This is a genomic window from Williamsia deligens (assembly GCF_024171765.1).
Taxonomy (GTDB): domain Bacteria; phylum Actinomycetota; class Actinomycetes; order Mycobacteriales; family Mycobacteriaceae; genus Williamsia_A; species Williamsia_A deligens.
This window is the reverse complement of record NZ_JAMTCI010000001.1, coordinates 2,942,057-2,962,904: the sequence shown is the minus strand read 5'-3', so window position 1 is coordinate 2,962,904 and position 20,848 is coordinate 2,942,057. Positions and strand designations below refer to the sequence as shown.

Genomic DNA, 20,848 nt, shown 5'->3' with positions numbered 1-20,848 from the left:
CCCAGAACTGGAACGTGTTCTACAGATGGGACCACACCGGCGGTCAGGACGCGCGCACTCCTCGTGACACGGGTGGGCGCAAGGTGTTCATCGCCGGCCGGTCACCGAGGTGCACCTCGGTGGTCAACGGCGTGAAGGTGCCGTCTTCCTGCGCGGTGAACTGGGTGAGGCCGACCCCGGAGTCGTCGATACCGCAGCGCCGCATGAACGTCCCCACGATCTGACGACTCATCACACCGAGCTCGATCAACGGCCGGTTGCGGTGGGTGCGGACGCCGAGGTTGACCTGGGCGATCCCGGCCATGCCGTACCGGTCGTAGGTGTCGATGAGGAGTCCGATCTCGACGCCGTACCCGGGCGCGAACGGCACCGACGCCAGCAACTCCCGGGTACCCGCGTACTCGCCGCCGAGCGGCTGCAGGACCGACGTGAGATCCGGCTTCAGCGACGCGAGCAGCGGGCGTGCGACGAGCTCGGTGACCCGTCCGCCGCCGTTCGGGTCGGCGGTGCCCCCGGTGCGCAGGGGACGGCGGTAGTAGCCCTTGACCAGCTGGACCGACGGGTCGAGGAGCAGCGGCCCGAGGAGCTTGGGGACGAACTGCGGGTCAGGGTCGATCAGGTCGGAGTCGACGAAGGCGATGAGGTCGCCGGTGGTCGCCGCGATGGACCGCCACAGCACCTCACCCTTGCCGGCGACCGGCGGCAGCTCGGGCACCGCGGCCTCGCGGCTCACCACCCGCGCCCCGGCGGCGATCGCCCGCTCGGCGGTGGCGTCGGTCGACCCGGAGTCGAGGACGATGAGTTCGTCGACGAGGGTGCCGAGAAGCGGGGTGATCGAGGCGACGACGGTGCCGACCGTCTCCTCCTCGTCGAGTGCGGGCAACACGACCGAGACGGTGCGACCGCGCTTGGCCGCGATCAGCTCGTCGATGTCGAAGTCGGGTCGTTCGAAGGTGTGGGTCTCCGACCAGGCCAGGGCCTGCGGGTCCACATCGGCCGGTGCCGGCCACATCCGTGTTCGGTTGGCGGTCATGCGAGTCCCCTGACTGTTCTCTCCGGTGGACGTGTACCCGCTATCGCGGCGACCATGTCGACCACTCGCCGTGTGGCGGCGACCTCATGGGCTCGGAAGACCCGCGCTCCCGCCGAGGCGGCGAGTGCGGTGGCTGCGAGGGTTCCCTCCAGCCTGTCCTCCAGGCCCACGCCCAGAGTCTCCCCTACGAAATCCTTGTTGCTCAGTGCCATCAGCACCGGTCTGCCGGTGTTAACGAGAATGTTCACATGGCGTAACAGCGCGAGCCCGTGGTGCGTGTTCTTCCCGAAGTCGTGCGTGGGATCGATCAGTATGCCGTCGTCGGCCACCCCCGCGCGAGCCGCACGCTCGGCGGCGGCGGTCACCTCGGCCAGGACGTCGGCGACGACATCGGTGTAGCGCACACGGTGGGGACGGGTCCGGGGCGTCGCGCCGCCGGTGTGCGAACACACGATCCCCGCGCCGCAGTCCGCGGCGGTGTGCACCAGGTCCGGGTCGGCGCCGGCCCAGGTGTCGTTGACCAGGTCCGCCCCGGCTCCGCAGGCGCGGCGCGCGACGTCGGACCGCCACGTGTCCACGCTGATGACGAGGTCGGGGTACCGCCCGCGGACCCACTCCACGAACGGCACCACCCGGCGGATCTCCTCGGCGGCGTCGACGACGTCGCCCGGACCGGCCTTCACTCCGCCGATGTCGACGATGTCGGCGCCCTCGTCCACCGCCTGCGCGACCCGGTCCATCGCGCCGGTGTCGGTGAACGCGGTGCCGCCGTCGTAGAAGGAGTCCGGTGTGCGGTTGACGATGGCCATGACGAGCGCGCGGGTGGGGTCGACGGGTCGGCCGCACAGGGTGGGGAACCACCCCGTATGCGGCGCGGGGTCGATCGACTCCGGGCGCACGTCAGGAGTTGTCGGGCGGGTCAGGAGTTCCGGGGTGCCTTGGCCGCGGCGACGTCCTCGACGTAGCCGTCGTAGAACTCGACGTACCCGTCGGACTTGCCCGCGAGGACGTACAGCGGGTCGTCGCCGACGTCGCTGTAGCCCTGCTCACGCAGCTCGACCTTCATCGTCTTGAAGGTCGAGGTCTGCTCGAGTGACTCCACCACGCGGATGAACAGCGGCAGCGCATAGGACGGCAGGGCGTCGTACAGGTGCTTGGCCAACTGCGCACCGTCGAGCTTGTCGCCCGACTTCAGCGTCACCGCCGCCATCCCGGCCTTGCCGTCGGTGTCGGGGATCTCGACGCCGAACACCACCGACTGTCCGATCTGGGAGTCGCCGTCCAGGCCGCCCTCGACCTCCGTGGTCGCGACGTTCTCGCCCTTCCACCGGAAGGTGTCGCCGAGACGATCGACGAAGGCGACGTGCGAGAACCCCTGGTCGCGCATCAGATCACCGGTGTTGAACCACTTGTCGCCCTCTTTGAAGGCGTCCTTGATGATTTTCTTCTCGGTGGCCTTCGGGTCGGTGTACCCGTCGAAGGGGATGCGATCGTTGATCTCGGAGATCAGCAGCCCGGCCTCACCCTTACCGACCTCCTTGACGCGCCCCTTGTCGTCGCGGACCGCGTCACCCGTCTCGCCGTCGTACTCGACGATCTTGTACGTCAGCGGGCAGTAGCCGGCGGTGCGGTTGAGGTTGAAGATGTTGATGAAGGCCAGGTTCGACTCGCTGGCGGCGTAGAACTCGACGATCCGCTCGATGCCGAAACGCTTCTTGAACTCGTCCCAGATCTCCGCGCGCATCCCGTTGCCGACGGCGACACGCACCGAGTGCTTGCGGTCGGTGTCCTTCTCCGGCTGCGCCAGCAGGTAGCGGCACAGTTCGCCGATGTAGCAGAAGGCGGTGGCGCGGTTGAGGATGACGTCGTCCCAGAACTTCGACGCCGAGAAGCTGCGTCCGATGGCCAGGCAGGCGCCGGCGCCGAGCACCGACGACAGCGAGACCGTCAACGCGTTGTTGTGGTAGAGCGGCAGGCAGGCGTACATGGTGTCGTCGTGGCGGAGGCGGACACCCATGCCGCCGATGCCCGACATGCCCGTGAGCCAGCGGAAGTGCGACATCACGCTGGCCTTCGGCATCCCCGTCGTCCCCGACGTGAAGATGTAGAACGCCTTGGTCGTCGCCGGCAGCGTCGCGGTGACCGACGGCTCGGACTCGCTCTTGTCCTTCGACTCGTACTCGATGTCGTCGAACGTCAGCACCTGGTTCGGCACCGACGACTCCGACGCGGAGTCCAGTGCCTCGCGCGCGTCGGGATCGAGGATGAGGACGTCGGCCTCGAGGACACCGAGGCTGTGGTCGATGACGTTGCCGCGCTGGTTGTAGTTGAGCATCCCCGCGATCGCGCCGAGCTTGACCACGGCGATCATCGCCAGCACCGTCTCGGGGGTGTTCTTGGCGAGCACGCCGACGACGTCGCCCTCCGTCACACCCTTCTCGGCCAGGAGGGCCGACCAGCGGTTGATGCGCCGGTTGCACTCGCCGTAGGTGTACGACCGGCCCTCGAACCGCAGGAAGGGGCGGTCCGGGTGGTCCTTGGCCCGCTTGGCGAACAGGCTGCCGATCGTCTGCGTGGAGGTCGGCTTGCGCAACAGGAACCCCGGGGCGTGGCGCAACATCACGGTGGCGTCGGTCGTCAGCCCCAGCACCCCCTTGGCCATGTCTGTCACTCCGACACGCGAACGGGCTTCGGTCGTCACTCGGCTGCTCCCCACACTGACTTCACCGACGATGGCACTTGCTGTGACAGAGGTTACCGGCTGGTAGAGAGCGCGATGGCGCGGGTCACAGAATCCGTCACACGGAGGTGCCCCAGCGCCGACTCGGACACGAATCCGTCGCCCCGCAGGTGCTCGAGCCAGTCGAGCAGCGGCCGGAAGAATCCGAACGCGTCGAGCAGCACCACCGGCTTGTCGTGCATGCCGAGGTAGCCCGCGGTCCAGGTCTCGAACAGTTCCTCCAGCGTCCCGACGCCCCCGGGAAGGGTGATGAACCCGTCGGCCCGGTCGTCCATGAGCTGCTTGCGCTGGCGCATGGTGTCGGTGACGACGAGGTCGTCGGCGTCGACGTCGGCGACCTCCCTGTCGACCAGGGCGCGGGGGATGACGCCCACCGTGCGGCCGCCACCGGCGCGGGTGGCGCGCGCGACCGCACCCATCATCGAGATGTTCCCGCCGCCCGAGACCAGCGTGTGGCCGCCGGCGGCGAGCGCGGTACCGAGTTCCGTGGCCAGGTCGACGTATCGCTGCGGCACGGGGCCCGACGCGCAGTAGACGCAGATCGCGCTCACGCGGCGCCGCCGGCAGCTCGCTCGGCGATGGCGCGGGTGACCACCTCGACCGCCTCGTCGACACTGTCGGTGGTGGTCAACAGATCAACGTCGGCCTGTGACACGGTGCCCGCGTCGAGCAGCGTCGTCCGGATCCAGTCCATCAGGCCACCCCAGTACGCGGTCCCCAGCAGGACGATCGGGAAGCGTGTGACCTTCCGGGTCTGGACGAGGGTCAACGCCTCGAACAACTCGTCGAGGGTGCCGAAGCCGCCCGGGAGGCAGACGAAGGCCTGCGCGTACTTCACGAACATCGTCTTGCGGGCGAAGAAATAGCGGAAGTTCACGCCGAGATCGACCCAGTCGTTCAACGACTGCTCGAACGGCAGCTCGATCCCCAGCCCGATCGAGGTGCCGCCCGCCTCGGCCGCACCGCGGTTGGCCGCCTCCATCGCACCCGGTCCCCCGCCGGTGATGACCGCGAGTCCGGCGCGGGCCAGCGCCGCCCCCAGTTCGACGCCCATCGCGTACTCCGGTGCGTCGCGCGGCGTCCGGGCCGACCCGAAGACCGTCACCGCCGACGAGACCCCTGACAGCGCGTCGAACCCGGCCACGAACTCCGACTGGATCCGCAGGACGCGCCAAGGATCCCGCTCGGCGCGGTCCGCTCGCAGACGCCCGTCGAGGTCACTGCGGGCGTCGAGGTCGGTGGTGTCCAGCAGGCGGTGGTCGGAGGTCGACGCGGGGTCGTCCGCGGCGCGGCGACGGCAACTGGCGCCGGCGTAGCTCAGCGGTGCGGGTGGGGTGGGATCGACATCGGATGACACGTCCGAAACGGTAGTCGAGCGATCGCACACGACGCCGCCGCGCACGTGCCGACGCGCACCGTTCAGTGCCGCAGCGGCGTGGTCAGATATCGGCGCAGCGTCTCGGCCACGGAGCGGATCTCGGCCGCGGACACCCTCTCGTCGCGCCGGTGGGCCAGGCTCGGGTCGCCGGGGCCGAGGTTCACCGCGGGGACGCCCCGCGCGGCGAACCGCGACACGTCGGTCCACCCGAACTTCGCGCGGAACCGACCGTCCGCGGCGTCGACCAGCGCCCGGGCCGCCGGATGCGACAGGCCCGGCAGAGCACCCGGGGACAGGTCCGTGACGGCGAGCTCGACGTCGCCGGCGTCGAGGGGGCCGGCGAACGTCTCGCGGACGTGCGCGAGCGCGTCGTCGGTGCTGCGGTCGGGAGCGAACCGGAAGTTGACGTCGATCGACGCCGCGTCCGGGACCACGTTGCCCGCGACACCGCCGGTGATCGCGACGGCCGACAGGCCCTCCCGGTACTCACAGCCGTCGATGTCGACCCGTCGCGGCCGGTATGCGGCGAGGACGTCGAGGACCCCGGCGAGTCGGTGGATCGCGTTCTCCCCCATCCACGATCGTGCCGAGTGCGCCCGGACCCCCGTGGCCGACAGTCGCACCCGCAGCGTGCCCTGGCAGCCGGCCTCGATGAGACCGCCGGTCGGCTCCCCGAGGATGGCGACGTCCGCGGCGAGCCACTCGGGGAGTTCGCGTTCGATCACCCCGAGTCCGTTGCGTGTCGCCTCGACCTCCTCGAGGTCGTAGAAGATCAGCGTCAGGTCGTGCGCCGGGTCGGCCACGGTCGCGGCCAGGTGCAGGAACACGGCGTCGCCGGATTTCATGTCGACGGTGCCGCAGCCGTGCAGCACGGTGTCGTCGCCGTCGGTGGTCCGACGGTGCGGGACGTTGTCGGCGATGGGCACGGTGTCGAGGTGGCCGGCGAGGATGACCCGTCCCGGCAGACCGCGGTCGGTGCGGGCGAGCACACGGTTGCCGTGCCGCACGATCTGGAAACCCGTCGTCTGCGCACGCAGTGCCGCCTCGACGGCGTCGGCCAGAGCGGCCTCGTCGCCGGACACGCTCGGGACGTCGACGAGTGCGGCGGTCAGCTCGACGGGGTCGGCGTGCAGGTCCAGGACGGGGGTGCTCACAGGGCACGAGGTTAATCGCGGTCGCGCCCGACGGGGAATGCCACTGGCGCACACGCGAGTTGTCGCTGTCATGACAACACTCGCGATCGTCGGTGCAGGTGCAGGACTCGGTGCGGCGGTGGCCCGCCGTTTCGGTGCGGAGGGCTTCTCCGTCGGACTGATCTCGCGCAACCAGGGACGGCTGGACGCCCTCGCCGACGACCTCGGCAAAGACGGGGTCCACGCTCGGGGCTTCACCGCCGACGTGCGCGACCCGGCGTCCATCGCCGCCGCGCTCGAGCAGGTCACCGAGACTCTCGGACCGATCGAGGTGCTGCAGTACAGCCCTCTGCCGCAGAAGGACTTCATGCGGCCTGTGCTCGAGACGACACCCGCCGACATGGTCGGTCCGGTCGAGTTCTCCATCTACGGTCCGATCGCCGCGGTCCACCAGGTGGTGCCCGGGATGCGGTTCCTCGGCGAGAACCGGGGCACCATCCTGTTCGTCAACGGCGGGTCGGCGGTGAAGCCCGGCCGCGCTGTGACAGGGACGTCCGTCGCGTTCGCCGGTCAGGCCGCGTACGCGGAGCTGCTCAACGAGGTGCTCGGCGAGGAGGGCATCCAGGTCTCGCAGCTGATCATCGGCGGGGCGATCTCCGAGGACCACCCGGAGAAGAACCCGGCCGCCCTCGCCGAGAAGCTGTGGGATCTGCACTCCTCGCGCGACCGCTTCCGCGTCCAGGTGGACTCGGACTGACCGGTAGGGTCACGAGCCGTGACTGAAGCAACGTCTGCGTCCGGGGTCGGCATCGCCACCATCACCGACGACGGCAAGGTCCTCGACACCTGGTTCCCCGCACCCGAACTGGGTGCGGGCGGCGAGGCGGGTACGCAACGCCTCTCGGGTGACGACGTCCCCGCCGATCTCGCCGCACTGGTGTCGGTCGACGAGGCGCGCGGCGTCTCGCTCGTCGCGGTCCGGACGACCATCGCCGACCTGTCGCAGCCGCCGACCGACGCCCACGACGTCTACCTCCGCCTGCACCTGCTGTCGCACAGGCTGATCGCGCCGCACGGCGCCAACCTCGACGGGCAGTTCGGTCTGCTGAGCAACGTCGTGTGGACCAACCACGGCCCCTGTGCGGTCGAGGGATTCGAGCTGACCCGCGCGCGGCTGAAGGCCCGCGGACCCGTCGCCGTCCACTCCGTCGACAAGTTCCCCCGCATGGTCGACTACGTGGTCCCGTCGGGTGTCCGTATCGGTGACGCCGACCGTGTCCGGCTCGGCGCCCACCTCGCGAGCGGCACCACCGTCATGCACGAGGGCTTCGTCAACTTCAACGCCGGCACGCTGGGCAACTCGATGGTCGAGGGCCGCATCTCCGCGGGCGTCGTCGTCGACGACGGCTCCGACGTGGGCGGTGGCGCGTCGATCATGGGGACCCTGTCCGGCGGTGGCACGACGGTGATCTCGCTGGGCAAGCGCTGCCTGCTGGGCGCGAACTCGGGCTGCGGCATCTCCCTCGGCGACGACTGCGTCGTCGAGGCCGGGCTGTACGTCACGGCCGGGACGAAGGTGACCGGGCCCGACGGCACCACCGTGAAGGCACGCGACCTGTCCGGTCGCAGCAACCTGCTCTTCCGGCGCAACAGCGTCAGCGGCGCCGTCGAGGTCGTGCCGTGGAAGGGCGACGGCATCGCCCTCAACGAGGCCCTGCACGCCAACGACTGACCCCGCGCCCCACTCGCCGAGTGGGCACATACCGCTCCCCGAGTGTGCCGAAACCGGCCGCCGAGTGGGCAGAACCCGTCGGTCAGGCCTCGGCGGATGCCTGGGTGAGCCGTGCGACGGCGGCGGCGATGCGTTCGTCGGTCGCGGTGAGGGCGATGCGGACGTGCCGCGCCCCCGCGGGCCCGTAGAACTCGCCGGGTGCGGCGAGGATCCCGAGTTCCGCCAACCACGCGACGGTGTCGCGGCACGGCTCACCGCGGGTGGCCCAGAGGTACAGGCCGGCCTCGGAGTGGTCGATGGTGAAGCCCGCATGACGCACCGCGGTCGCCAGCGCGATGCGCCGCGCGCGGTAGCGCTCGCGCTGATCGGCGACGTGGACGTCGTCGCCGAGCGCCGCGGTCATCGCCGTCTGGACGGGGAACGGGACGATGAGGCCCGCGTGCTTGCGCACGGCCAGCAACTCGCCGATCAACGCCTCGTCGCCGGCGAGGAACCCGGCGCGGTACCCGGCCAGGTTCGAGATCTTCGACAGCGAGTGCACCGCGAGCAGGCCGGTCGTGTCGCCGTCACACACCCGCGGATCGAGGATCGAGATGGCCTCGGCGTCCCACGCCAGGCCGAGGTAGCACTCGTCGGAGATGACGATCGTGCCGCGCTCGCGCGCCCACCCGACCACCTTGCGGAGGTGGTCGACGCCGAGCACCTTGCCCGTCGGGTTCGACGGGGAGTTGAGGAAGATCGCGCCCGGCCGCGACGGACCCAGCGCGAAGAGCGCGTCGGAACGCACCGGGGTGGCGCCGGCGAGGAGGACGCCCACCTCGTAGGTCGGGTAGGCGACCTCGGGGATGACGATCTCGTCGCCCGGACCGAACCCGAGCAGCGAGACGATCGACGCGATCGCCTCCTTGGTCCCGATGACCGGCAGGATCGCCGAACCGTCGAGGGGGGTCGAGCCGTAGCGGCGCGCCAGCGCGGCGGCCGCGGCCTCGCGGAGGTCCGCCGTACCGGCGGTCGCCGGATACCCGGGGAACGCGGCGCCGTCGTCGAGACCGCGTCGGACGACGTCGGCGATGGGGTCGACAGGGGTGCCGACCGACAGGTCGACGATGCCGTCGGGGTGCGCGGCGGCGCGGGTCTTCGCCCCGACCAGGGAGTCCCAGGGAAAGTCGGGCAGGGTCGCGCCGACGCCACGACGCGGCGCGATACCGGCCACGGCGACGTCCTCGGTCACTCTTCGGTGTTCATCGGCGGCAGACCCTTGATGAACGCGGGGTCGTTCGCCGTGACGCCGACCTTGCTCGCGCCACCGGGCGAGCCGAGGTCGTCGAAGAAGTCGACGTTGGCCTTGACGTACGGCTCCCACTCGTCGGGGACGTCGTCCTCGTAGAAGATGGCCTCCACCGGGCACACCGGTTCGCACGCTCCGCAGTCGACGCACTCGTCGGGCTGGATGTAGAGCATCCGCTCGCCCTCGTAGATGCAATCCACCGGGCACTCCTCCACGCAGGCCCGATCGAGCAGGTCCACACAGGGCTCGGCGATGATGTACGTCAACACACTCTCCTTCGCAGTACGCGCGTTCTCCCAAGTATCCGCGTCGGCCCGCAGCGACGACAAGCGGGGTCACACCGGACGAGGTTCGGATCACAGCGGCGCAAACCCTCGCTTCACGGGCCCCCGCCGCCGACGCTGTCGGGTGTGGAGATCCAGCGACACCGACGGCGATGTCACGGCTGAGCAGGCCGTACACCCCCGACCCGTCGTCACCCGGAGATGCTGATGCTCACCCAGACCCGCCCGCCCGTGTCCGCCGCCACCCGTCGACTCTCCGAGCGGCGCGTGCTGCCCACACGCTTGTGCCCCGCCGATCTCCTGCGCCTGACCGATCAGACCGCGGCCAACGTCCTCGACGGCCTGCACGACGACGTCCTGCCGGCGCGGTGGAGTCCCACCGAGCGGTGGTCGACGCGGTTGCACTCCGACGACGACGTCGACGTGTGGCTCATCAGCTGGACGCCGGGGACGTCGACGGAACTGCACGACCACGCCGGGTCGCTCGGCGCGCTGACCGTCGTCTCCGGCGGGCTCACCGAGTACCGCTGGACCGGGCGTGATCTGCGGGCGCGGACGCTCGACGCGGGCGACCAGGCGTCGTTCCCGCTGGGCTGGGTGCACGACGTGATGCGCAACCCGTCCACGCCCGTCACCGTCGAACCCACGCTCAGCGTCCACGCCTACTCGCCGCCGCTGACCGCGATGTCGTACTACGAGGTGACGCCGGAGCAGTCACTGCGGCGGACGCGCACCGAGCTCACCGACCAGCCCGAGTGACCGCACTGCATACTCCTGCCCCATGAGCGATCACCGCACCATCGACGACATCCTCGACGAGGCCCGGTCGCGGTTGCAGCGACTGCCCGCCGAGGACCTCGCCGACGAGGTCGCCGCGGGTGCCGTCGTCGTCGACATCCGACCGGCCGCCCAACGCGCCGAGGAGGGCGAGGTGCCCGGCGCGCTCGTCATCGAACGCAACGTGCTGGAGTGGCGCGCCGACCCCACGAGCGACGCCCGCATCCCCGAGGCCGTCGATCACGACGTCCGGTGGATCGTCGTGTGCCAGCAGGGCTACACGTCGTCCCTGGCCGCGGCGGCTCTGCAGGACCTCGGTCTGCACCGCGCCACCGACGTCATCGGGGGCCAGGAGGCGCTGCGCGAACTCGGCGACTGACGGGCTGATCGTCCCCCGCGGCAGCCGGCACCGGCGGACAATCGACGGCCATGAGAGCGCTGTGGATGGTCGGCGCTGCCGTGGGTGTCGCGGCGGTGTGCCTCACCGCGTGCACGACCCCGGTGCCCGACGCAACGCCGGCGGGCGAGTCGACGACGCGTGTCGTCGACCGGTCGCCGCGGTCGCCTGGCGGGTCCCCTACGTCACTGACCGGGAACCTCGCCGGACGGGAGCTCGAGGCCGCCGCCCTGTCGCCCGACGGGACTCGGATGGCAGCTGTGGTCGAGGCCCTCGCCGGGCGACTGACCGCCGCTGCGCCCGGCTACGGCACCGGTTCCACGATCACGCGTCGCGGGCCGACCGAGCTCTGGGTGTGGGACGTCCGCAGCGGCGCCCGCCTGGTGACCGCACCGATCGCCCCGGTCCGGGCCATGTCGTTCCTCCCCGGCGGAGACCGGGTCCTCGTCGACAACCCTCATCATCGGGGTGCGCTGCTGCGTGCGATCGATGTGACGACCGGTCAGGAGACGGCCCGATACGGGGTGTCGGGCGAGGGGAATCCGGACGGCACCGACGGTGGAGGACCGTCCGGCCACACCCCCGCCACCCTCGCAATGGTCGCGGTCAGCCCTGACGGGAGGCGACTGGCGACCTACGCGGGGTACAGCGCGGCACGGCCGGCCACGGAACCCTTCGACGGCGTCGGTCAGACCGTCCGTCTCTGGGACGCGGACCCCGTGCGCATCAACCAGCAGCTCGCCCCGGTGGTCGGCGCAACGGTGTCCTTCCCACCGGCGATCTCCGAGAGGGGGATTCCGCGGTCCTCGGCGTCGTGCCTCGGGGAGACGGCAGCGTCGTCGCCGTCGGACAGACAACCCGTCCGATCAGCCGACCATCTGAGGGCTCTCAGACCTCGACCGTCGTCTGGGGCGTCGACACCTACTCCGGTCGGCAGACCACCGTCGCGACCGCCCTCGACAGCGGCTATCCCACGACGTTCTCCGCCGCGATCTCACCCCGACGGCACCCGGCTCGCGGTCTCCTCCGTGGCGACCGCCGAAACCGCAGACCGTCTCGGCACGGTGGTCTCCCGGACGGTGACCACCACCGACGTCGCTACCGGCCGCCGGCTCGGCACCGCCACCATCCCACCGACGACCACATGTGAGTCGGACGAGACCGTCGAGTACAGCCCGACCGGGACCACATTCCTCGTCGCCGGGTGCGGACTGTCGGTGTACGACAGCGCCGACCCGCGGGATCGCCGGCTCCTGCAGTCGCCCGATGACGCAGCCCACTGCGACCTCGGCACCACCGCCCAGTTCTCCGGTGACGGCACCCGGGTCACGGGCTCCGGGCCGTGTGGGGTCAGGGTCTGGGACGCATCGACCGGACGGGTGGTCGCGTCGACCGGATGAACCGGGGTACCGGGCATCGAGCGAGAGACCTTGCGTTCACCACCATCTCGTGTCACCGTTGTCGTCATGACAACCGGAAAGGCGGATCCCGCCACCCTCGCGTGAGCGCCGCACCTGTCCAGCCTGTCGCTGGGCCCTCCCGAGTTCAGTTCTCCCCTCGCCCGTTTCCCGGGATCGACTGGTCGCTCGACGTCACCACATGCCGCGACGACTGGCTCGCCCGCGGGACGTGTACCGAGCCGTCCGATCGCGGAGTGGCGGAATCCGTTGTCGCGGAACTGTATCGGCGGTCCGGATGTGTCGAACCGGAGTTCGTCTGGACACCGTCGCCTGTCGCGGCGATCGATCTCATGGCCTCCGAGGACCTCACCCACGGCACCCTCTCGATCGACACCCGCACCGTCGACGGCGCACAGGGACGCCTTGCCCACACGCTGTCGTCGTCACGCTCGCGGATCAATGCACGGATCGACCGAGAACATCGCCGGACCTGGGGATGGTGGGAGGCGTCCACCGACGGCAGACCTTCGTGGTCGTTCGTGTCACCCACCCGCACGGGCCCGCGATCAGCTGTCCGCGCGGCGATCTGGGAATCTCTGCACACGAGTCTGTCCGACGGCGTGGCTGCCGCCGTCCGCGGTCTGCTGCCCCCGTCGATCGGTGCCGTGACCTGGCACGGGCAGCAGGAGGCGTATCACGTTGCCTACCAGAACTACTGGCGACGATCGCAGCTCGTCCGCTATACACCCGAGGACGACGAGATCCTGGATCTTCTGGTCGCCCTCACGAGCGCCACCGGCTGGTGGTGGGCGTTCGACGACATCTGCGTCATGGCGGAGAGACCGACGGCGGTGCACATGGAGTCGATCCCGAACCAGGCTCACGACCAGCGCAGACTGCACCATGACGAGGCGCCCGCCGTGCAGTTCGCCGACGGCACAACCGTGTTCGCACTCCACGGCACCGTCGTCCCTGGCTGGGTGATGACAGACCCCGATGTCGAGCGCATCGCACGCGAGCGCAATGTCGAGGTCCGCCGATGCGCCATCGAACGCATCGGATGGGACACCTACGTCGACACGGCCGGTCTCGCACTCATCGACCGCGTCGAGGACCCCGGCAACGCGGGCAACCCGCTGTCGCTCTACGCCACGCCCGACGGCTGGGGCCGACGCGAGCGGATCCTGCTGGTGACCAACGGATCCGTCGAGCGCGACGGTCGTCGACGACGCTACGGACTGCCGGTGCCGCCGTGGACCTCGTCGGCCCTGCAGGCTGCGGGCTGGACCTACGGCATCAGTGCTGCCGACTACGCCCGTCTGCTCCGCAGAACATGAACGCACACGATTCCCCACCATCCCCTTCGACACACGGTGACCCCATGACTGCCATGACCCTGTCCGCGCTCGCCGACATCTCCGGACTCGACGTCCTCGACCATCTCGACCGATCGGTGTCCGTCCCCGTGATCGACGGACTGCAAGCCCAGGGCGACCTCATCGTCGTCCCGCACCGGCTCCTCGTCGGGGCCGTCAGCACCTTCCGGGGGACACGATCGGTGTCCGTCCCGGCGTCGGGGGTGGAGCTGCTGCGCAGCGCGGCGGGCGGAAACCCGCACAGCCTGGTCGCCGACGGGCAGACCTGTACCTGGTCGACACCGGTGCGAGACACCCGCGGCCTCGCGCTCGGCATCCTCGACACAGAGGTCGTCGCGTACCTGATCCATCCCGAGCACGGTGCCACCGGGATCGCACCGGGCCGCTATGTCATCGGACGCCAACGCGAGCGCGGCGCGTCTTCTGCGCTCGGTGGCGCCTCACGGCTCGTGGCCGACTGACGCGGCGCGCATCGTCTGCACGCTTGGCGCACATTGTCTGCCCGCTCGGCGGGCATTGTCTGCACGCTCGGCGGGATCTTCTGCACGCTCGGCGGGGGTTTTAGGCACGCTCGGCGGGGTGGCCCCGGGGGTTCCCGTCAGACGTGCACGGGCGCGCGGAGGCTCGCGGTCGCGGCGTCCGCTGCCCGCGACAGCGCCGCCCGCTCCCCCACGTAGTCGGCGACAGCGCCGACGACGGGCAGCTTGCTCAGCAGTCGCCACGGCTGCCTGGGCTGAGGGCGATGCGACAGGACGTCGGTGATGGATCGCAGCAACGACACCACCGACCAGACCGACCGCACGAGATCGAGCGGGGACGAGATCCGCACGGCGTGGCGGGCGGGCAGGTTGTCGCCGGCGTCGGCGGCGAGCAGCGCGCGGGAGTCGACGACGCGGTCGCACAGGAGGGCGGCGAGCTGGTCGGTCTGATCGTGGCGATCGCGGACCCCGTGCACCCGCTGGACCGCGCAGATGATGATCGCCTGGTGTGCGAACCCGACCAGGTCCTGGATGGGCAGCCGGTCGGCGAGGACACCGAACACGCCCGGGTAGGCGACGGCGAGGGTGCCCAGGGCGCCCACGCGGTCCACCCACCACGCGGTGCGCTGGTCGACGGTCCACTTCTCCCATCGCGCCGTGCCGGGGGCACCGGTCTGGTCGGTGACCCACACGATGGCGTGGGCGACGGTCGCGAGGATCGAGTCGTCCTCCGTCGGCTCCGTACCGGTCCGCGTGGCCCGCTTCAGTCCGAGGAGGTCGACGTTCTCGAGGACGTCGAGCACCGGGTTCACGATCCCCGTCGCGGTGTAGAGCACACGGGCCACGTCACGATCGGTGATCGGCTGCCCGGCGTCCTTCTTCCCGGCGTCCCTGCGCTGGATGTCCTTCTGCGCCACGGTGTGTTCCCTTCGTTCAGGCCGCCGACTCGCGGCGGGCGTGGACGGTCGTGCGTTCGCGGGCCGGGCGCCCGATCTCGGTGGCGATGGCCCGCAGCTCGGCGACGGTCTTCTCCGACCCGTGCTGCGACCCCGCCATCCGCGAGATGGTCTCCTCCATCAGCGTGCCGCCGAGGTCGTTGGCGCCGCCACGGAGCATGACCTGCGTCCCGGCGGTACCCAGTTTCACCCAGCTCGTCTGGATGTGCGGGATACGTCCGTGCAGCATCACGCGGGCCAGGGCGTGCACCGCACGGTTGTCGCGGTGCGTCGGACCCGGTCGAGACGCGCCGGCCAGGTAGAGCGGCGAACTCTGGTGGACGAACGGCAGGGGGACGAACTCGGTGAAACCGCCGGTACGGTCCTGGATCCCGCGCAGCACGTTGATGTGCGCCACCCAGTGGTGCGGGGCGTCGACGTGGCCGTACATCATCGTCGAACTCGACCGCAGGCCCACCTCGTGGGCGGTCGTCACCACGTCGATCCACGTCGCGGTGGGCAGCTTGCCCTTGGTGAGCACCCACCGCACCTCGTCGTCGAGGATCTCCGCGGCGGTACCGGGGATGGTGTCGAGCCCGGCCTCACGCAGGGCGACGAGCCACTCGCGCACACCGACGCCACCGCGGGAGGCGCCGTTGACGATCTCCATCGGCGAGAAGGCGTGCACATGCATCGACGGCACGCGCTCCTTCACCGCGCGGACCAGGTCCGCGTATCCGGTCACCGGCAGTTCGGGATCGATACCGCCCTGCATGCAGACCTCGGTCGCGCCGGCCACGTGCGCCTCCCACGCCCGGTCGGCGACCTCGTGGGCGGACAACGTGAACGCGTCGGCGTCGCCCTTGCGCTGCGCGAACGCGCAGAACCGGCAGCCGGTGTAGCAGATGTTGGTGAAGTTGATGTTCCGGTTGACGACGTAGGTGACGTCGTCGCCGACGGCCTCGCGACGCAGCGCGTCGGCCAGCGAGGTCAGTGCGTCGAGACCCGGTCCGTCGGCGGTCGCCAACGCGAGGTAGTCGGCGTCGCTGCAGCCCGCGGGATCGCGTTCGGCGTTGCGCAGCGCGGAGGCGACGTCGGAGTCGAGACGCTGCGGTGCCCCGGCGTCCGCCAGCGCCAGCACCTGTTCGCGGACGGTGTCCCAGTCGCCGAAGGCGCTGTTCAGATCGCTGCGGGTGTCGGTGGCGCGGCCGTCGGTGTCGATCTCGGTGTTCAGGTCGACCCGACCCGACGACTGCCAGTCCTCGTCGGGCTCCTGCCACGGCCGGCCCTGCGGCAGGACGTCGGCGGCGAGACCGGTCGACGGATCCGACAGCGCGCGGACATGCCCCGTGACGCGGGGATCGATCCATGGCTGCCCCGCGAGCACGTAGCGCGGCTGGGCGGCGATCCGCTCGGTGAGCGTGTACCCGGCGGCGGCCGTGATCTCGGCGAGCGCATCCAGGTCGGGCCAAGGGCGCTCGGGGTTGACGTGGTCGGGCGTGACGGGTGAGACACCGCCCCAGTCGTCGACGCCGGCGGCCACGAGCGCGGCGCACTCCTCGGCCGACACGAGGTTGGGCGGCGCCTGCACCCGCATCGACGGCCCCATGAGGATCCGTGTCACGGCGACGGCGGCGACGAACTCGTCGATGTCGGCGTCGGGGACGGTGCGCATCGCGGTGTCGTCCTTGGCCCGGAAGTTCTGGACGATCACCTCCTGGACGTGACCGAACGCCTTGTGCACCGACCGGATCGCGAGGATGGACTCCGCGCGTTCCCGCCGCGTCTCACCGATCCCGACGAGGATGCCGGTGGTGAACGGCACCGACAGCCGGCCGGCGTCGACCAGGACGCGCTGCCGGACCTCGGGGTCCTTGTCGGGGCTGCCGTAATGGCACTCGCCCTTGTCGGTGAAGAGTCGCCGCGCGGTGGTCTCGAGCATCATCCCCATCGACGGCGCGACGGGCTTGAGCCGCGAGATCTCCTCCCAGCTCATGACCCCGGGGTTCAGATGCGGCAGGAGGCCCGTCTCCTCGAGCACGCGGATCGACGCGGCGCGCACGTAGTCGAGGGTGGACTCGTAACCGCGCTCGTCGAGCCACTGCGCGGCCTCGGGCCAGCGGTCCTCGGGCCGGTCACCGAGGGTGAACAGTGCCTCCTTGCACCCGAGTTCCGCACCCCGGCGGGCGATGTCGAGGATCTCGTCCATCTCCAGGTACGCACCGTGCCCGTCGCGGGCGAGCTTGCCCGGCACGGTGACGAAGGTGCAGTAGTGGCACCGGTCGCGGCACAGCCGCGTGATCGGGATGAACACCTTGCGGGAGTAGGTGATCTGGCCGGACCGGTTCTCCGCGGCCAGTCCGGCGTCGCGGACGCGGGACGCCGACGCGCACAGGTCGGTGAGGTCGTCCCCGCGGGCCGCGAGCAGGACGGCGGCCTCGTCGACGTTGATCGTCGCGCCGTCACGGGCGCGACGCAGGGCCCGGCGGAGCGCCGCGGCGGTGGGCATCGCCTCGGCGGCAGGGGGCGGCGTCGCCTCGGCGGCGGGTGCCGCACCGGGGAACGACGGCGCCGGGAGCCCGACCGATCCCGTGCTGTCGTCGGAGTGGTCAGCGGATGAGCTCGTCACCCCCCGATCATGCGCCATCACCGCGACGAGGGTGGCCCCGCCATGCCCGGACCGCGCCACACCCACGATGTGATCACCGGGGCGCCGACACCGACGACGACCAACAGCAGTGTGCGCCAGTCGGCGTAGAGCAGGACGTCGCCGCCGGGGCCGCCGAGCAGACCCGCGCACACGGGGACCAGCCAGGCGATGAGCGGCGCGTACCGCACGGAACCGGCGGTGATCGTGGTCGCGATCCGGACGAACCAGGCGACGAGCACCCCGCCGACCACGGCGGTCACCGGCACGGGGACCGATCCGGAGTAGATGTTGAGGAAGGCGACACACAGCACGCCCACGACGAGTCCGTCGAACGCGAGAGCGGCGAGGACAGCCCGGTCAGCGATCGGCACGGTCGGCCCCTGCGTCGCTGCCCGCGCCGTCGACACCCAGGCCGTCGATGCCCGCGAAGAGATCCACCTCGTACCCGCCCGGCCCGCGATGGGCCTGGCCCCGCACGAGGATGAAGTGCTCGGCGTCCCCGATGGGCTGGACGATGTCGTTGGAGAGCGCGTACTCCCGACGGCTCGGCGACACGGTGATCTGGGTCGCGTGCGCGGCCATCGCGTCGACCTTGCGCTCGAGGACCGCGCGGATGTCGATCTCGGTGGTGATCTCGTCGTCGGGATAGCTGGGGAGCTCACCGTCGGCGGGCATCCGCCATCCGTCGGGCACGCGCGTCACGGCCGCCGACAGGCCGTCGGCGAGAGCCGAGTTCTGGGTGACCGACCAGTAGTGCTTGCTCACCGACCACCCCTGCGTCTGTGCGGCGACGACGGCGTCGGTGCTGACGCGGTGGACGCCGATGTGGTCGGGATGGCCGTAGGTCCCGGCCGGGTCGTAGCCGACGACGACCTGGGGCCGCCGGTCGAGGATGAGGGCGGTCAGGGCCTGCACGGCCTCGTCGCCGGCCCGCGCGAAGGCGCGGGGGTGGTCACCCGCGGGCGAACCGGCCATCCCCGAGTCCCGCCACCGACCGGCCCCGCCCAGGAAATGGGGTTCGAGCACTCGGCCGGGCGGGCTGAGGATCTCCAGTGCGCGGGTCAGCTCCAGGATGCGGTACCCGCCGAGCTGATCGGCGCCGCCGTCGGCGACGAGACGTGCCCATCGCTGCCCGATCACCTCGCCCTCCTCGCCGAGGGTGCACGTGACGACGGTGACATCGGCGCCCGCGTCGAGGTAACGGGCGATCACCCCGGCGGTCTGGATCGACTCGTCGTCGGGATGTGCGTGGACGATGAGCAGTCGCCGTGCCGCGACGTCGCGGTGCGCCTCGGTCATCGGGAGAGGACGTTCCACGAACCGACGGCACCGAAGATGCCCGTGCCGACGGGTCCGTCGAGCGGCACCGCGCCGACGCCGGGTCCGATGGCGGTCAGCATGGAGTCCTGGAAGATCGGCAGTCGCACCGACTGCGCCGCGACGACGGGTTCCGCGGCTCGCAGGTCCGCCGAGGGATCGACGGCGGTCAGCGCGCGCTCGGCGATGGCCGACAGGGTCGGGTCGCAGAGCCCGGCGAGCGAACTGGGGAACCGGCCGGCGCCGTCACCGTCGTCGGGCGATCCCGTCGTGGAGGGCGCCGATCCCGACGGCCTGGTGGTCGTGGTGGGTGTCGTGCTCGGCGTCGTCGCAGCCGAGGACCCCGAAGACCCCGAGGACCGCGACGTCGACGTCGATGCCGGCGTCGGGTCACAGGTGACCGACGACGCGAACCGCGTCGCCGCCGACACCGATGCGTCCGACCACCCGACGACGAGGTCGACGTCGGGGTCGGTCAGGGCGCGGCCGTAGAGGTCCGACGACGACAGCGCGGACACGTCCGCGGCGACACCGGCCGATCGCAGCTGGTCGGCGACGGTGTCGGCGGCGGCGCGGGTGCGGACGTCGCCCGCGACCACACCGATCCGCACGGTCAGCGTCCGGCCGTCGCGCTGCAGTGGCACCACACCGACGGGCAGCGATGCCCGCGCGGCCGAGCCCGCCTCCGCCGCACTGGTCGGCGTGGTGGTGGTCGGCGCCCCGTCGCCGGGCGCGCCGGCGACCGAGGACGTGGGTGACGGACCGGCGGACGGGTCGCGCGACGCGGTCACCACCGCCGACGGCGTCGGACGCCATCCGGATCCGGCGAGCAGTGCACCGATGGTCGCGGCGTCGGGACGGGCCCGGTCCACCGGGAAGTACCCCGGGTCCGTGGGTACGAGAACAGGGTTGGCGACCGGGGTCACGACGGACTCCCCCGCCGCGGCGTCGGTCACCACCTGCGGGTCCACCATGCCGAGGACGGCGCGACGGACGGCCGCGTCCCCCATGAGCGACGAGCGGGTGTTCGCGGTGAGCTCCAGGACGCGACCGACGGGACTGCGACCGACGGACACACCGGGGATCGCGTCGAGCGCACCGGAGACCGCCGTCCCGCCCGCGAGGGCGACGACACCGGTGTCCCCCGAGCGGACGGACTCCGCGAGTTGTGTCGGCGTGCCGACGCGGTGCAGGACGATCTGGTCGACCACGGCCGGCGTCCGCCAGTAGCGGTCGTTGCGCTGCATGCGGACCTCGTCACGGCTCGAGTCGATGACCGTGATCGTGTACCGACCCGCCGAGACGGGCAGTCCGGTGTCCATCCCCGACTGGAACCCGTCCGGGACGCCCCGCAGGACGTGCGACGGGAGCATCGCGGTGAAGAGCTCCCGCCAGGCGGGGTACGGGCCGCGGAACCGCACCACGGCCTCCTTGCCCCCGGCCCGCGAGGCGACGTCGTCGATCATCCGGTAGCCGGCCGGGGCGATGGTGCCGGGCTGCCGGGACATCTGCTGCCAGAGGTAGGCGAAGTCGTCCGCGGTGACCGGCAGGCCGTCGGACCACTGGGCGTCCTGCGCGATGCGGTACGTGACCGTGAACGGACTCTGCGAGGTCACCTCGGCACCGATGAGCACCGCGGGGTCGATCCGGAGCTCGACACCGGTCGGGGTCGACACCGGGACGAACGCGCTCGGCAGCGTCGCCGCGGCCACCGCGGTGGTCACCGGGCTCTGGTCGGCCAGCAGATGCGGGTTCAGACCGACGCCGATGCTGTCGGTGGCGACCTGGATCGTCTGACCCGGGGTCGTCTGGGTGGGTGTGGCAGGCGCGGCGGACTCCCGTACGGGCGGCGGAGGGTCGGCGGTGCACGCCGCGGACAGCACGGCGACGACCGCCACCGTCGCGGCGGCGAGGCCACCCCTCATCCGA

General features: G+C 71.0%; 20 protein-coding genes. 7 read left to right on the top strand and 13 right to left on the bottom strand.

The features are described 5' to 3' along the window. Positions 1-43 precede the first annotated feature (43 nt). The 6 genes from LX14_RS13675 to dapE form a co-directional block, all read right to left on the bottom strand. Positions 44-1,012: a glucosyl-3-phosphoglycerate synthase gene (locus LX14_RS13675; protein WP_372505385.1), complete on the bottom strand. Its 969-nt coding sequence runs from the start codon at positions 1,010-1,012 to the stop codon at positions 44-46. 17 nt (positions 1,013-1,029) lie between these two features. Then, complete coding sequence (folP, locus tag LX14_RS13670; RefSeq protein ID WP_253648021.1) at positions 1,030-1,842, bottom strand: dihydropteroate synthase; 813 nt, start codon at positions 1,840-1,842, stop codon at positions 1,030-1,032. Positions 1,843-1,952: 110 nt separating this feature from the next. Continuing rightward, on the bottom strand, positions 1,953-3,734 hold the full coding sequence (locus LX14_RS13665) for a long-chain-acyl-CoA synthetase (protein ID WP_308214104.1): 1,782 nt from the start codon (positions 3,732-3,734) through the stop codon (positions 1,953-1,955). A gap of 53 nt (positions 3,735-3,787) precedes the next feature. Further along, on the bottom strand, positions 3,788-4,324 hold the full coding sequence (locus tag LX14_RS13660) for an LOG family protein (protein ID WP_253647713.1): 537 nt from the start codon (positions 4,322-4,324) through the stop codon (positions 3,788-3,790). Further along, positions 4,321-5,130, bottom strand: coding sequence for an LOG family protein (locus LX14_RS13655; protein WP_372505339.1), 810 nt, complete (start codon positions 5,128-5,130; stop codon positions 4,321-4,323). Before LX14_RS13655 ends, LX14_RS13660 begins: the two co-directional genes overlap by 4 nt. Before the next feature lie 62 nt (positions 5,131-5,192). Beyond that, on the bottom strand, positions 5,193-6,305 hold the full coding sequence (gene dapE / locus LX14_RS13650; protein ID WP_253647712.1) for a succinyl-diaminopimelate desuccinylase: 1,113 nt from the start codon (positions 6,303-6,305) through the stop codon (positions 5,193-5,195). A 70-nt stretch (positions 6,306-6,375) separates the two neighbouring features. Between dapE and LX14_RS13645 the strand changes: the two genes are divergently transcribed. Beyond that, positions 6,376-7,041, top strand: a complete 666-nt coding sequence (locus tag LX14_RS13645) for an SDR family NAD(P)-dependent oxidoreductase (protein ID WP_253647711.1) — start codon at positions 6,376-6,378, stop codon at positions 7,039-7,041. Between the two features lie 18 nt (positions 7,042-7,059). Next, positions 7,060-8,016: a 2,3,4,5-tetrahydropyridine-2,6-dicarboxylate N-succinyltransferase gene (dapD, locus tag LX14_RS13640; protein WP_253647710.1), complete on the top strand. Its 957-nt coding sequence runs from the start codon at positions 7,060-7,062 to the stop codon at positions 8,014-8,016. Positions 8,017-8,098: 82 nt separating this feature from the next. On the opposite strand, the gene dapC is transcribed toward dapD, so the two are convergent. Together dapC and fdxA are read right to left on the bottom strand one after the other, a co-directional pair. Beyond that, complete coding sequence (dapC, locus tag LX14_RS13635; RefSeq protein WP_372505338.1) at positions 8,099-9,247, bottom strand: succinyldiaminopimelate transaminase; 1,149 nt, start codon at positions 9,245-9,247, stop codon at positions 8,099-8,101. Continuing rightward, entirely contained in the window at positions 9,244-9,570 is a 327-nt protein-coding gene (fdxA, locus tag LX14_RS13630; RefSeq protein ID WP_253647709.1) for a ferredoxin, read from the bottom strand. Before fdxA ends, dapC begins: the two co-directional genes overlap by 4 nt. 225 nt (positions 9,571-9,795) lie before the next feature. Here fdxA and LX14_RS13625 point away from each other — a divergent pair, with 225 nt between their 5' ends. The 5 genes from LX14_RS13625 to LX14_RS13605 all read left to right on the top strand — a co-directional run bounded on the left by LX14_RS13625 (position 9,796) and on the right by LX14_RS13605 (position 13,999). After that, positions 9,796-10,347 (top strand): cysteine dioxygenase, encoded by a 552-nt coding sequence (locus LX14_RS13625; protein WP_253647708.1) that lies wholly within the window; start codon positions 9,796-9,798, stop codon positions 10,345-10,347. Positions 10,348-10,369: 22 nt separating this feature from the next. Beyond that, on the top strand, positions 10,370-10,744 hold the full coding sequence (locus LX14_RS13620; protein WP_253647707.1) for a rhodanese-like domain-containing protein: 375 nt from the start codon (positions 10,370-10,372) through the stop codon (positions 10,742-10,744). A 50-nt stretch (positions 10,745-10,794) separates the two neighbouring features. Continuing rightward, positions 10,795-12,162: a WD40 repeat domain-containing protein gene (locus LX14_RS13615; protein ID WP_253647706.1), complete on the top strand. Its 1,368-nt coding sequence runs from the start codon at positions 10,795-10,797 to the stop codon at positions 12,160-12,162. 350 nt (positions 12,163-12,512) lie between these two features. After that, the gene (locus tag LX14_RS13610) at positions 12,513-13,499 is read left to right on the top strand and encodes a DUF6745 domain-containing protein (protein WP_253647705.1); all 987 of its coding nucleotides are present in this window, start codon (positions 12,513-12,515) and stop codon (positions 13,497-13,499) included. 44 nt (positions 13,500-13,543) lie between these two features. Next, positions 13,544-13,999 carry a DUF8820 family protein gene (locus tag LX14_RS13605; RefSeq protein ID WP_253647704.1) on the top strand — a complete coding sequence of 152 codons (456 nt, stop codon included), beginning with the start codon at positions 13,544-13,546 and terminating at the stop codon, positions 13,997-13,999. 137 nt (positions 14,000-14,136) lie between these two features. Here the strand turns inward: LX14_RS13605 and LX14_RS13600 are convergent, their stop codons facing one another. Genes LX14_RS13600 through LX14_RS13580 form a run of 5 tightly spaced genes read right to left on the bottom strand, consistent with a single transcriptional unit; the run spans position 14,137 to position 20,844 of the window. Then, positions 14,137-14,934: a hypothetical protein gene (locus LX14_RS13600; protein WP_253647703.1), complete on the bottom strand. Its 798-nt coding sequence runs from the start codon at positions 14,932-14,934 to the stop codon at positions 14,137-14,139. Positions 14,935-14,950: 16 nt separating this feature from the next. Next, positions 14,951-17,599 (bottom strand): bifunctional FO biosynthesis protein CofGH, encoded by a 2,649-nt coding sequence (locus LX14_RS13595; RefSeq protein WP_372505336.1) that lies wholly within the window; start codon positions 17,597-17,599, stop codon positions 14,951-14,953. After that, positions 17,599-17,973 (bottom strand): facilitated glucose transporter, encoded by a 375-nt coding sequence (locus LX14_RS13590; protein ID WP_253647702.1) that lies wholly within the window; start codon positions 17,971-17,973, stop codon positions 17,599-17,601. Before LX14_RS13590 ends, LX14_RS13595 begins: the two co-directional genes overlap by 1 nt. Continuing rightward, positions 17,960-18,901 (bottom strand): N-acetyl-1-D-myo-inositol-2-amino-2-deoxy-alpha-D-glucopyranoside deacetylase, encoded by a 942-nt coding sequence (gene mshB, locus LX14_RS13585; protein WP_253647701.1) that lies wholly within the window; start codon positions 18,899-18,901, stop codon positions 17,960-17,962. The genes LX14_RS13590 and mshB overlap by 14 nt, the downstream gene beginning before the upstream one ends. Further along, positions 18,898-20,844, bottom strand: a complete 1,947-nt coding sequence (locus tag LX14_RS13580; protein WP_253647700.1) for an ABC transporter family substrate-binding protein — start codon at positions 20,842-20,844, stop codon at positions 18,898-18,900. Before LX14_RS13580 ends, mshB begins: the two co-directional genes overlap by 4 nt. Positions 20,845-20,848: the final 4 nt, after the last annotated feature.